The following is a 12,764-nucleotide window of genomic DNA, read 5'->3' on the forward strand; positions in this document are numbered from 1 at the left end:
TATGACTATCATTGAAGGAAAATTAAATTTAGATTCAAATACAAAAATTGCTATCATCAATGCAAGATTTAATCACATCATCACCGATCGCCTTGTAGAAGGTGCAAGAGATGCTTTTTTAAGACATGGTGGCAAAGAAGAAAATCTTAGCCTTATACTTGTTCCAGGTGCTTTTGAACTTCCTTTTGCTTTAAAAAAAGCTATAGAAAGTAAAAAATTTGATGCAATTTGTTGTGTAGGTGCGGTCATCCGTGGCTCAACCCCACATTTTGATTATGTTTCAGCAGAAACTACTAAGGGGATTGCCAATGTAAGCTTAAATCATAACATCCCTGTAAGCTTTGGAGTTTTAACAACTGATACTATAGAACAAGCCATAGAAAGAGCAGGAAGCAAAGCAGGAAATAAAGGCTTTGAAGCAATGACAACTGTTATTGAAATGCTAAATTTAAGCAAGGAACTTTAATGGCAACGCGTCACCAAGTAAGACAAAGTGTAATCTCTTTGCTTTATGCCCTAGAAATGAATGAAAAGAATGAAAATTTCATTGATGAATTTCTAAATGAAAAAAAAATCCGCAATGAGCAAAAAAATTTTACACTGAGTTTATACGAAGGAATTATAAAAAATCTTGATGATATAGATAAGAATTTAAATCCTTATCTTAACGAAAATGAAATTGAAAAGTTAGGACATATCGAAAGAGCCATATTGCGACTTGGTGCCTATGAATTACTTTTCACAGATACGCCTAATGCTATAGTAATTAATGAAGCCATAGAGCTTGCCAAAGAACTTGCTAATGATAATTCTCCAAAATTTATCAACGGAGTTTTAGACACTCTTGTTAAGGCAAAGCAATGAAACTCTGTGTAGCCCTTGATCTTGCCACTAAAGAAGAATGTTTAAGACTTGCTAAAGACTTAAAAGGATTGGATCTTTGGTTAAAAGTGGGCTTAAGAGCTTATTTAAGAGATGGCTTTAAATTCATAGAAGAGCTTAAAAAAATCGATGAATTTAAAATTTTTCTCGATCTTAAAATTCACGATATTCCCAATACCATGGCAGATGCTTGTGAGGAAATTTCAAAACTTGGTGTTGATATGATCAATATCCACGCAAGTGCTGGAAAAGTCGCCATGCAAGAAGTAATGACTAGACTCAATCGCTTAAATAAAAGACCTTTGGTTTTAGCAGTTTCAGCACTTACTAGCTTTGATGAAGAAAATTTTTATAGCATTTATAAACAAAATATCGATGAAGCAGTGATTAATTTTTCAAGAATGTCTTATCAAAATGGACTTGATGGTATGGTATGCTCGGTTTTTGAAAGCAAAAAAATTAAAGAGCATACAAGTTCAAATTTCTTAACCCTTACTCCTGGAATTCGTCCTTTCGGAGAAACAAGCGATGATCAAAAACGCGTTGCTAATCTTACAATGGCTAGAGAAAATTTAAGCGATTATATCGTTGTGGGAAGGCCTATATATAAAAATGAAGATCCTAGAGCTGTGTGTGAAAAAATTTTAGATAAAATACACAGAAAAAATATAAGCGAAAACGATATAGAGCAAAATTATGAAGCAATTCAGCAAAAAGAATGGGATATGTGTAATCATTTTGAAGAATGGATCAAAACCCAACCTGATAAGGAGCAAGCTTTAAAAGAATTTTATACTAAGTGCGGGATAAAATATTGAATTATCAGCAATTAGAATGTGATTATTTTAATCTTTATAATCAATTTCTTAGCGTAGATTTTCAAATTTCATTATTTGAAAAAAATCATAAAAGCTTGATTAAGGATTTTATATTTTTCTATCATCAAATTTTAAAACAAAAAGACTTAAATTTTTTACTTGGAGTAAGAAATAAAATCGCCCTTAAAGTTCATAATTATATGCAAGAATACTCTACTTCTCCAAAAGATTTAAGTCTTATTTGTCTAAGAGAAAGTAAACATATTGAATTTTTTCAAAGATTTTATAAAGCCTTAGCTTATTTTGTAAGCTTTAGAAAAAAGCTTGACGAAGAGCAAAAAATGAAAAATTTGATTTCAAATATTCACGAATACTTCGGCTGTCATTTTCTAAATTCTGACTTTAACAATTTGCAAAATTTTCAAAAAAATGACTTTTTTACATTGCCTGAAAAATGCCTTCAGTATTTTCACCTTGCTATGATTCATCTTTGTTTTATGGTTTTAAATCCTTTAAATTTTAAGGACTCTAATCGACATCTTGATAAAGCGATTAATTATCTTATTGATGGAACTTTTGAAATTTATGAGCTCATCTTTAAAGAATATTTTTTATTATTTCCAAAGGATGAAGAGCTTAAAAACGAACTTAAAAAATTAAAAAATTTAGAATTTAAAATTCTAATGCAAGAAACGTCAAGAATTAAACTACTCAATCACTATAAAGAATTTTGCGAAGAAATATTTTACAACATCGAGCTTGAAAAAATCATATAAAATTAATCCTATATTAACATTGTTATAGTTTAATAACAAAAATTTTTAATAAGGAAAAATTATGATTATAACACCTGAAAAGCTTTATAAACAAAGGAGAGATTTTTTTAAGCTTGGAGCAGGAGCTTTAATTGGCTCTTCTTTAATTGCTTCTAAGCTCTCTGCTTTAAATTTTATAAACGATACAAATGCAAACAAGCTTGAAATCAGCGACGAAGAGCTTGCAACAAATTATATCAATTTTTATGAATTTTCAACAGATAAAAGAAGGGCAGTCTCTTTAGCACAAAATTTCAATACCCAAAATTGGAAAATCGATATAAGTGGAGAAATAGAAAAGCCTTTAAGTCTTAGTATGGAGGATATTTTAAAATTTCCTTTAGAAGAAAGAATTTATCGTTTCCGCTGTGTTGAAACTTGGTCAATGGTAGTACCTTGGGTAGGTTTTGAACTACGCCGTTTAATCGATATGGCAAAGCCGACTAGTGAGGCAAAATTTATCAAATTTACCACTCTTTTAGATAAAAATCAATTCCCTGATCAAGACGCTTTGTTTCCAACTGTTGATTATCCTTATGTGGAAGGACTCCGCATGGATGAGGCCATGCATCCGCTTACTCTACTTGCAGTAGGTATGTATAAAAAAGCTTTAAAACCACAAAATGGAGCACCAATTCGCCTTGTAGTGCCTTGGAAATACGGATTTAAAAGCATTAAATCCATAGTTAAAATAGAATTTGTAAAAGAGCAGCCTATTGGCACTTGGGAAAAATATGCCCCAAATGAATACGGCTTTTATGCTAATGTCAATCCTAATGTATCTCATCCTAGATGGTCACAAGCCAATGAAAGGGCTTTAGGAGACTTTTTTACCAAACCTACTTTAATGTTTAATGGCTATGAAAAAGAAGTGGCAAGTCTTTATGCGGGCATGGATTTAAAGGCAAATTACTAATGCACGCAAAATATTTTAAATTTCTTGCCTATTTTGCTTTTTTAGCAAGCTTGATTTATGGCTTTTATCATATATTAAAAGCCTTTGATTTTGTCAAAGAAGCTTATATTTATACAGGAATTTTTGCTTTAATTTTTTTAAATTTAAGCCTTTTATTTTCTTTATGCAAATTCAAAAAAACCAAAAGCTATCCTAAGCTGTTAGGAATATTTGCTGCATTTTGGGCATTTTTACATTTTTTAAATTATTTTATTTTTGATAGAAATGCTAACTTTTTAAGACTTTTTGATGATATCTCTCATCGTTTATTAGAAGCAAGTGGTTTTTTTGCTTTCATTATTATCTTTTTTATGTTTTTAAGCTCTTTTAGGGTTTTTAAAAGAATTGAAAAGATAAGAAAATTAGGCTATGTATGTTTAGTGCTAGCAAGCTATCATTATTTTTTAAGTCCTAAAGTTCCTATGTTTTGGGAATGGAGCGCTTTAATACTCAGTCTTGTTTATTTTGCAATACGCTATTTAAGATTTTTTAAACCCAAAAAAAACTAAAAACCGACAATTTTACTTTTATCGAAGCTGGAATTTAATTCTTTTTGTATGCTTTCTATAAAATCTTGCATTTTAAATACTCCATCTTCGGTCACCGCTACTTTTAAGGCAGTATTTTTAACAACCATTAAAATTTGCGCTCCGCTTAATTCGTAATTTGCTAAAATATTAACATCGAATGCTTTTTCAAAAGATGCTTTTCTAGGTAAAAATTTCTCCCACATCTTAAGCCTGTCTTTAAAATCAGGTTTTTTAAATTCGATCTTATAGTCAAATCTTCTCGAAAAGGCACTATCTAAACTTTCTAAAAAGTTAGTTGTGGCAATGATAACACCATTAAAGCGTTCGATTTGCTCTAAAAAAATATTTTGCATTTGATTGTGCATTTTATCGCTTCCACTGCTACTTTCAACCCTTGTGCTTAAAAACTGATCTGCTTCATTTAAAAGCAGTATAGGACTTTGTTTGCAAGTTTGAACTATATTTTTATAAGTATCAAAAATTTTCCTTACATTTTGTTCGCTTTCGCCCACCCACTTGCTTAAAATTTTAGAACAATCAAAACTAAGTACTGTTTTTTTCATTGATTTTGCCATAGCTAAGGCTGACATAGTTTTCCCTGTTCCAGCAGGTCCATAAAAAATAATCTTTGCTTCTATATTTTTATTGCTTTTTATCCCCCAAGAATTTAGCCTTTCGAGTACTTTTTTATCTTGCTGTTTTAAGATATTTTCCAAAAGCTCTTTAGTATTTTGAGGCATGATGATATCATTTATATCTATACTTGGCTCTATAAGTTCGAAAATATCTTGCTCTTTTAAAACATTTTCGATTTTAATTTTTTTATTTTGCTTTGGCTCAAAATTTATAATTCTTTGCAAAATTTCATCTGTAATAAAAAAACTTTTAGAAATATCGCCAAAAGCATTTAAATACTCATCATACTCTATCAGATTAAGAAGAGGAGCATTTTCTTGCAATAAGCTTTTATTTTTATGTTTTTCCAAATCATTTTCACTGACTAAAGAAAGTAAAGAGTTCATCTCTCTAGATACTGAGTTTTCATTGCTTAAGGTATATTCTTCTTTAAGAAGAGCTAGAAAAATAATCTGCTCTTTGCTTTCAAGATTATACTCTTTAAAGATATCTGCTAAAATATTATAAAATTTACTTTTCTTAAGTCTTTCTTTAATATATTTTTCATAAAGCTTGATTTGTGCTTTCAGCTCATCACTGTATGCACTTGAGCGTATAAAACTCAATCTCTCATATAGCTCAACTCTCATAAATTCATCTTTTAAGTATTCTAAATACTCTCCATAAGCCTCTTTCTTATCCAAATTCAAACGAGGTTTAGCTTCCAAAAATTCTAAAAAATATTCACTTAAACTCAATTCACTTTGCAATAAACTAAGAGTTAAATTTTGGCTTTTATTGCTTTCTATATTTTTAAAAAAACCAGAATTTTGATTTATAAAACCTCTTTCAATAAGCCTTTTTAAATCCTCTAAAGTATCCAAATAAGAATATTTTTCACTGCCAAAAATTCCCGTTAATAAAGTAAAAGCATTGATGGAAGATATGGAAATGACATAGTTTTTACAAAGTTCTCTTAAAATCAAAGCTTCGTTTTTTGAACACTTTAATTCTTTATAAATTTGACTTTCTTCTATGTTTTTAAGACTTAAAAATTCCTTTAGCCTAACCATTTTATTTTTTAAATTCCTTTATCTCATTTTCATTAAAATCAACACAAATATTTTCATCCAAATAATGATTCTCATAAGGAAGATAGCACAATCTTAAACCAGAATTTGTAAGTAAAAAATTATTATTAAAAGAAACTTGCTCCATATCATCAAAACACTCATCACAAACAAGTTTAAGTTTTTGATGCAAGAGTTCTTTAAATTTCAAATTATCCACATCATAAAGCTCATTTAAATTTAAAAATACTTTTTTATCCATATCGAAAACAAAATTATTGAGCTCTAAAATTGCACGACTATCCTCTTCATAAAAATAATACCATTCCTCAAAACCAAGCTTTCCATCTTTTAATACAATAGGCTTTTGGCGAATTTGTTCAAAACTAACAACTTGCTTATGCATAGGATGGAACTCCCTGATCTCATCTTTATAAACTAAAAAATCGAGACTGCGTTTGATTCTTGTATTGTTTTGCTCTTTTATAAGTTCAAGAGTTGTTGTTCCTAGTCTATCTCCTTGAATTGTTTTATTATCAAACATCAGCTCCTTAGAAGAGGAAATTCTATATTTTTTTTGTTCATCTTCCCATGAATTTGATGTTTGAAAAAGAGCTATTTCTATATTTGTATCAAGATCGCTAAGTATTAAAAAACTGGAACTAGTTTGATTAACATCCCTATCAAAAATGGGCACGAAAGGGGCATTATCATAAACTATAGCAAAAATTTGTTTATCTTTTAAATCGTAAAAATAAATTTCACCCTTATAAATTTGCGCACAAATCAAACTTACACAAAAGCACAACAATAGCCCTATTTTCAAATTTTATCCTTAAAATTTCACTAAAATAATTTTTATATGCGAAGTCTTATCAAAAAAACTTATTTTATTATCACACACTTCGTAAAAAATTTCATAATTTGCACTATTTAAACTCTGATTGAAACCACATTGGGTTTTTTGCATATCTTTACCATTCCATAAAGGTTTTGCTTCTAAAATATCTTTTAATATATCTTCATAATAAGCATTCTTGAAAAATTTTTGATTAAATACTGTCTTACTATAACATACCGAATTTAAACAAATATCCTCTCTTATTTTAAGCTTGAAAAAGGCTTGGCCTAGTTTATAAACTTCTAAATTCAAGGCTTTATTTTCTTTTTTTAAAAAACCAAAATCGTTGATTTTAATAGCTGGAGTATTAAATACAACCTTCATTTTTTGACTAGAATAGTCTTGATTTTTTAAAGCGCAAGCACTAAAAAATAAAAGCAAAAAAAAGATAAAAATTTTTTTCAATACTCTTGACCTATTTTAAATTTTTAAAGCTAAGATTTAATTCTAAATTAAGCTCTTTAACCATTTTCATCACAGCTTGCAAATCATCAATTTGCTTTGCAACCACACGAATTTCATCTCCTCGTATGGAAGAACTTACTTTTAATTTACTATCTTTAATAGCCTTATTGATTTTCTTAGCATTTTCGCTATCAATGCTATCATTGGCTTTCAAATTCAAGCGAAACATCGCCCCGCTTTCGCGTGAAAGCTCTTTAATAGCATTAGGATTAATGCCTCTTTTTATAAGTTTTGAAATCACAATATCTTTTAAAACATCAAGTTTTGCTTCACTTGAAGAATGAAGCTTAAAAACACTGTCTTTCTCACTGAATTCAATTTCACACTTAATACCTTTTAAATCATAGCGAGAATCAAGCTCTTTTTTTGCCTGCTCAAAAGCATTTTTAAGCTCTTGTTTATCCAAAGCCGCTGAAATATCAAAACTATGTTCACTTGCCATTTTCTATCCATTCTTTTAAATTATCATAAACCATAGACATCAATTTTTCCACCGCTTCTTTACTCGCCCAAGCCACATGTGGAGTAATAATGAGATTTTCTTTATTTTTGATATTTAAGAGAGGATGATTTTTAACCATAGGCTCACTCTCTAAAACATCAAGTCCTACGCGGATATTTTTTTCATCTATTATTTTTGCCAAATCATTTTCATTAATGATTCCACCCCTGCCTACATTAACCAAAATCGCATTATCTTTTAAAAATTTTAACTTCTCATAAGTAAGCAAATTTTTTGTTTTTTCATTTAAAGGAGCGTGAATGCTAACAATATCGCAAGTTCTTAAAAGCTCTTCCAAATTTAGGCATTCAAATTCGGCATTTTGATTGAGTCCGCTTGTTGAATAATAACAAATTTTAGCCCCAAAAGCACTAGAAATTTTAGCCACTTCTTTGCCTATACTGCCTAGTCCTATAACACCGTGCTTTTTACCCTCCATTGAATTTAAAATTCTACTAAAATCCGTAAAGATGGGGCTATCACACCATTTACCCTCTTTACTCCATTTATCATAATAAGGAATATGGTTTAAAAAAGCAAAAATAAATGCAAAAGTATGCTGAACTACGCTCATAGTAGAATATCCAGCAGCATTTTTTACGATAATACCCTTTTCTTTGGCGTATTCAACATCGATATTATTTACGCCCGTAGCTGTTTCTAAAATAAGCTTTAAATTAGGGCAAGCATCCATAACTTCTTTATCAATAACAACTTTGTTTGTCATAACCACATCTGCATCTTTTAAACGCTCTATGGTTTCTTTTCTATCCGTTAAAGCATAACTTTGAAATTCTCCAAAATGCTTAAAAATACTTAAATCATAACCCCCTAAAGTTGCCGCATCTAAGCATACAATTTTCATTTTTTACCCTTCAATAACATGTCCTACAAATTTAGAATAATTATCAAGCACAAGCCCACCTTTTCTAAAGCCCAAGCCACAACCCTCATAAGCAAAGAAAACGCCTGCTTGATAATATTCATTATCATGTGAGTTAAATTCTACATATTCTTGATAAATGTTTTTATTGTTTCCATAAGGACCTACATTCTCATGTAAAATTTTACCTTCTTTGATTATACTAATATTTGCCCCTTCTCTACCAAAAACAGGTTTTTTCACATAGTCTTTTCCTTCTAAAGGAGTATCTCGTGTTTCTAAAAGTAATGGGTGATTTGGAAAAAGCTCCCATAAAATTTTTAAAATTCCCTTAGACTGAAATAAAAGTGTATAAGCAGGATTTAAAATAATAGCTTTTTGATTTCTCATAATCTGTGTTAAAAGCATGGCAAGCTCGCCTTCTTCTATGGCTATATCCTCCCAAGGAACGAGTTTAAACCAATATTCATAATTTACACCCTCTTTAAAAATTCCTTCTTCGCTAAATTCAACCTCATCTACAAAGGAAAAATCAGTTTGAAATCCTGCTTCATTTGCGATATGAGCAAGTAATTTTGTAGTGATTTCCTCCTCTTTACTTCCTGCCACACTTGAAAAAAGAATTTTCCATCCTTGATAATACTCTTCAAAACCTTGAGTATCCTCCTCAAGAGTGATCAATCTTTTAAAATTATCCATTAAACTTTCATAAATACTATTAAATTGTTTACTTTCATCCATACCATTTTGCTTTAAAATCGCCCATTGCAAGATCGCACTTTCAAAAAGAGCAGTTGGGGTATCTGCATTAAATTCTATAAGCTTTATAGGTTTACCATCAAGACCACCTGCTAAATCAAAACGACCATATAAATGCCAATGCACTTCATTTTCCCAACTCATTTTAATAGCGTCAATAAGATTAAAAGGAATTCCAAGCTCATCAAAACGATTATTATCTATAACATTTTGCGCTGCAGCTACAAACATATCATAAAGCTCATTCACTGCTTCATAATAAGCATTAGCTTCATTTTCACTTACACATACTAACTTATCACTTATATAATCACTTCCATCTTCATCACTATGCCATGAAAATCCTATACTTTCTAAATAATCTTTTTGAAGTTTTTCAACCTGTACTACTCTCATCTTTTCTCCTTAAGATCCAAAAGAAGAACTTGAAGATGATTTAGAACCACCACCGAAAAATCCTGATTTTGAAGCACTTGAAGCAGAGCCTGCTGTACCTGCTTTATTAAAGCTATTAACACTTCTTTGATAAGCACTTTGATTTGAAAAAGCACCTCGTTGTTGATTAGCAAAATTTTGATTATTAAAAAGTTTAGAGCCTATCCAGCTACCCAAAATCGCACCTGCAGCACTTGCAAGTAAAGTTTCTCCTAAGCTCAATCCTCCACTACTGATTTGACCACCCTCTTTAGTCAAATTTGAAGTCCCATTATCAATCTTAGCTGCTTCTTCTTTGATGAGTGCATCCATTTCTTCTTTGCTTAATACTCTTTCTGTACCATTAATATCTTTTAAAACAACCCTAGTTTCATCACTTGGAAATTGATCTTTGATTTTATATTGACCTGGGGCAATTTCTTCAATGATAACAAAAGCTCCTTGAGCATTTGCTGCTTGATTTAAAGTATCGCTATTATCATTGCTACCTCCACATCCTACTAAAGCTCCACCTGCAACAGCTGTAAGGCCACTTATCATACCAATTTGGATAATTTTTTTAATTTTTTTCATAGTCTTGATCCTCAAATGAGATTTGGAATTTATTTTTTGATAAAATTCTAACAAAAAATAATCAATTAAATCTTACAAAAATGAAAATATTTTAAAGAAACAAAACGCAAACTTAATATATATAAAATAAAACTAGGATTTTAAAACAAAGTAATTTTATAACGAAATTATTAGGATAAAAAGCCCTTTCGGGCTTTGGGTTAAAGTCTTGACTCGTAGCGTCTAAGCATATAAAGTCTTTTAAGCATTTTCTTACGAGCTGAAATTTTTTGTTTTTTACGAATTTCAGTCATAGGCTCAAAAAATCTTCTTGCTCTTACTTCAGTAACAACTAGATTTCTATCTACTTGTTTTTTGAACTTACGATACGCTTCGTCAAAAGACTCGTTAGGATGTACCTTGATTCCTGGCACTATCCTCACCACCTTTCTGTGTAAATTTTTGTTGTGAATTATGATTATAGAACATTTCTTATTAATCCAAACTTAGAAAGCATTTAAAAATTGTTTTAGTTTTTTGGGCTATAATCGTAATTACTAATTTTTTACGAGGTTTTTTATGGAAAATCATATCACCAACTATACTAAAAAGCGTTATTTTACATATTTAGTTGCAACAATTGTAATATTTTGTTTACCTTTTGTTACAATTAATGGAAACCATTTCTTTTTATTGAGTTTTGATCATTCCAAACTGAATCTATTTTTTATTTCATTTTCAACTCAAGAATTATATCTTATGCCTTTTTTACTTATTTTTCTTTTTTTATTTATATTTTTTATAACTACTTTGGGAGGAAGAATTTGGTGTGCTTGGAGCTGTCCTCAAACTATTTTTAGGGTGATTTATAGAGATATTATCCAAACTAAGCTTTTAAAAATTCGTAAAAATATCAACAATAAACAAAAAGAATATGAAGGGTATTATTTTAAAAAAATTATAGGTGTGATTTTATTTTATTTCATATCTTTATTAGCTGTAAGTAATTTACTTTGGTATTTTGTTCCGCCTGAAGATTTCTTTGCTTATATACAAAATCCTGGCGAACATTTGCTTTTGCTTGGTATTTTATTTTGTGCAAGTTTATTTTTAACCTTAGATATTACCTATTTAGCAGAAAAATTTTGTATTTATGTATGTCCTTATGCAAGAGTTCAATCCGTAATGTTTGATCGCGATACCATGCAAGTGATTTATGATGAAAAACGCGGAGGAGTGATTTATGATGGACATACCAAACTTTATAAAAAACCACCTGAAGGTGAATGCATAGGTTGTGAGGCCTGTGTAAGTATTTGTCCTACCCATATAGACATACGCAAAGGCATGCAACTTGAATGTATCAATTGTTTAGAATGCGCTGATGCCTGTTCTAAAGTGCAAAGCAAATTTAACAGACCAAGTTTGATTAATTGGACTAGCATAAAAGCCATAGAAACACGCAAAAAAGTAAATTATTTCCGCTTTAGAACCATTGCTTATTTTATTGTTCTTTTAATTGCTTTGATTGCTTTGATAATCATGGGTAGCAAAAAAGAAAATATGCTTTTAAATATCAATCGTAGCAGTGAGCTTTATCAAATTTCACACACTCACAAGGGTATAGAAATTTCAAATGCGTATACTTTTTTGTTTCAAAATACTGATTCTAAAACTCATGAATATTATTTTGAAGCCAGCTTAGAAGGCGTTGATAATGGCATAGAAATCATTCGTCCAAGCAAAGCTTTTACATTAAAAGCAGGAGAGCAAGCTAAGAAAATTGTTGTAATAAAAGCTACTAAAAAACTGGCTGATAATGATCAAAAAGATGTGATTTTTCCACTTCACATCAAAGCCTATGCCAAAGATAATAAAGAGATTGTCATTTTTAGAGAAAGCATTTTTGTTTATCCTAAAAGCACGATTTTAAAGGGGTATAATGAATCCAAATAAAGCACCTTCTAAAAAAGTTTTAGCAAGAAGAGAAAAGATTAAAAATGTTGCTTTTGATCTATTTTTAACCAAAGGTTTTCAAGAAACTAGCTTAAGTGATATTATTAAATTATCGGGCGGTTCGTATTCTAATATTTATGATAGTTTTCATAGTAAAGAAGGTTTATTTTTTGAAATTTTAGATGATGTTTGCAAAAAACATTTTGATTTGATAGCCTCCCAAACTCAAACCATTAAAAATGAAAATTTAAAGGAATTTTTAACCTCTTTTGGGCTTACTTTTGTTGATATTTTCAATCAAGTCCAAACTGTTGCCTTTGGTAAAATTATTTTTTCTCAAGTTTATGATAAACATAAGCATGTTAAAAATTGGATTGAAAATAATCAGAAAATTTTCTCCTATAGCATACTTATAGAACTTTTTAAAAAACAAAATAGTAGCTATATTTCAAATAATGCTCAAAAACTTGCTGTGCTTTTTTGCGCTATGTTAAGAGAGCCTTATCATAGCTTAAATGTTTTAGCTGATACTCCTTTAATGAGTGAACAAGAACAAAAAGAACATGTAGATTTTATTGTCAATATATTTTTAAAAGGAATTGAAAATAAAACTTCAATTTAATTAA

At 29.9% G+C, this 12,764-nt stretch carries 16 protein-coding genes; 8 read left to right on the top strand and 8 right to left on the bottom strand.

Annotated elements, in window-relative coordinates; all coding sequences use genetic code 11:
• Position 1 precedes the first annotated feature (1 nt).
• The 6 genes from ribE to AAID94_07200 all read left to right on the top strand — a co-directional run bounded on the left by ribE (position 2) and on the right by AAID94_07200 (position 3,979).
• Complete coding sequence (ribE, locus tag AAID94_07175) at positions 2–466, top strand: 6,7-dimethyl-8-ribityllumazine synthase (GenBank protein ID XAK23610.1); 465 nt, start codon at positions 2–4, stop codon at positions 464–466.
• The gene (gene nusB / locus AAID94_07180) at positions 466–864 is read left to right on the top strand and encodes a transcription antitermination factor NusB (GenBank protein ID XAK23611.1); all 399 of its coding nucleotides are present in this window, start codon (positions 466–468) and stop codon (positions 862–864) included. Before ribE ends, nusB begins: the two co-directional genes overlap by 1 nt.
• A complete protein-coding gene (gene pyrF / locus AAID94_07185; protein XAK23612.1) occupies positions 861–1,700 on the top strand; it encodes an orotidine-5'-phosphate decarboxylase in 840 nt (279 codons plus the stop codon). The genes nusB and pyrF overlap by 4 nt, the downstream gene beginning before the upstream one ends.
• Entirely contained in the window at positions 1,697–2,476 is a 780-nt protein-coding gene (locus tag AAID94_07190; protein XAK23613.1) for a hypothetical protein, read from the top strand. The genes pyrF and AAID94_07190 overlap by 4 nt, the downstream gene beginning before the upstream one ends.
• Positions 2,477–2,537: 61 nt before the next feature.
• Positions 2,538–3,431 carry a protein-methionine-sulfoxide reductase catalytic subunit MsrP gene (gene msrP / locus AAID94_07195; GenBank protein XAK23614.1) on the top strand — a complete coding sequence of 298 codons (894 nt, stop codon included), beginning with the start codon at positions 2,538–2,540 and terminating at the stop codon, positions 3,429–3,431.
• Positions 3,431–3,979: a ferric reductase-like transmembrane domain-containing protein gene (locus AAID94_07200; GenBank protein XAK23615.1), complete on the top strand. Its 549-nt coding sequence runs from the start codon at positions 3,431–3,433 to the stop codon at positions 3,977–3,979. The genes msrP and AAID94_07200 overlap by 1 nt, the downstream gene beginning before the upstream one ends.
• On the opposite strand, the gene AAID94_07205 is transcribed toward AAID94_07200, so the two are convergent.
• From AAID94_07205 to rpsU, 8 genes are all read right to left on the bottom strand, one after another.
• A complete protein-coding gene (locus tag AAID94_07205; protein XAK23616.1) occupies positions 3,976–5,688 on the bottom strand; it encodes an ATP-binding protein in 1,713 nt (570 codons plus the stop codon). The genes AAID94_07200 and AAID94_07205 overlap by 4 nt on opposite strands.
• A 1-nt stretch (position 5,689) precedes the next feature.
• Positions 5,690–6,511 carry a hypothetical protein gene (locus tag AAID94_07210; protein XAK23617.1) on the bottom strand — a complete coding sequence of 274 codons (822 nt, stop codon included), beginning with the start codon at positions 6,509–6,511 and terminating at the stop codon, positions 5,690–5,692.
• 9 nt (positions 6,512–6,520) lie between these two features.
• The gene (locus AAID94_07215) at positions 6,521–6,910 is read right to left on the bottom strand and encodes a hypothetical protein (GenBank protein XAK24794.1); all 390 of its coding nucleotides are present in this window, start codon (positions 6,908–6,910) and stop codon (positions 6,521–6,523) included.
• Positions 6,911–7,001: 91 nt separating this feature from the next.
• Positions 7,002–7,493 (bottom strand): YajQ family cyclic di-GMP-binding protein, encoded by a 492-nt coding sequence (locus tag AAID94_07220; GenBank protein XAK23618.1) that lies wholly within the window; start codon positions 7,491–7,493, stop codon positions 7,002–7,004.
• Entirely contained in the window at positions 7,483–8,418 is a 936-nt protein-coding gene (locus tag AAID94_07225; GenBank protein ID XAK23619.1) for a D-2-hydroxyacid dehydrogenase, read from the bottom strand. Before AAID94_07225 ends, AAID94_07220 begins: the two co-directional genes overlap by 11 nt.
• Positions 8,419–8,421: 3 nt before the next feature.
• The gene (locus tag AAID94_07230) at positions 8,422–9,591 is read right to left on the bottom strand and encodes a glutathionylspermidine synthase family protein (GenBank protein XAK23620.1); all 1,170 of its coding nucleotides are present in this window, start codon (positions 9,589–9,591) and stop codon (positions 8,422–8,424) included.
• Positions 9,592–9,600: 9 nt separating this feature from the next.
• Positions 9,601–10,203, bottom strand: coding sequence for a UPF0323 family lipoprotein (locus AAID94_07235; protein ID XAK23621.1), 603 nt, complete (start codon positions 10,201–10,203; stop codon positions 9,601–9,603).
• A gap of 200 nt (positions 10,204–10,403) precedes the next feature.
• Positions 10,404–10,616 (bottom strand): 30S ribosomal protein S21, encoded by a 213-nt coding sequence (gene rpsU, locus AAID94_07240; GenBank protein XAK23622.1) that lies wholly within the window; start codon positions 10,614–10,616, stop codon positions 10,404–10,406.
• A gap of 145 nt (positions 10,617–10,761) precedes the next feature.
• Here rpsU and ccoG point away from each other — a divergent pair, with 145 nt between their 5' ends.
• Positions 10,762–12,138 carry a cytochrome c oxidase accessory protein CcoG gene (ccoG, locus tag AAID94_07245; protein ID XAK23623.1) on the top strand — a complete coding sequence of 459 codons (1,377 nt, stop codon included), beginning with the start codon at positions 10,762–10,764 and terminating at the stop codon, positions 12,136–12,138.
• Positions 12,125–12,760 carry a multidrug efflux system transcriptional regulator CmeR gene (gene cmeR / locus AAID94_07250; protein ID XAK23624.1) on the top strand — a complete coding sequence of 212 codons (636 nt, stop codon included), beginning with the start codon at positions 12,125–12,127 and terminating at the stop codon, positions 12,758–12,760. The genes ccoG and cmeR overlap by 14 nt, the downstream gene beginning before the upstream one ends.
• Positions 12,761–12,764: the final 4 nt, after the last annotated feature.

The sequence above is a fragment of the Campylobacter coli genome (assembly GCA_039516895.1).
GTDB lineage: Bacteria > Campylobacterota > Campylobacteria > Campylobacterales > Campylobacteraceae > Campylobacter_D > Campylobacter_D coli_B.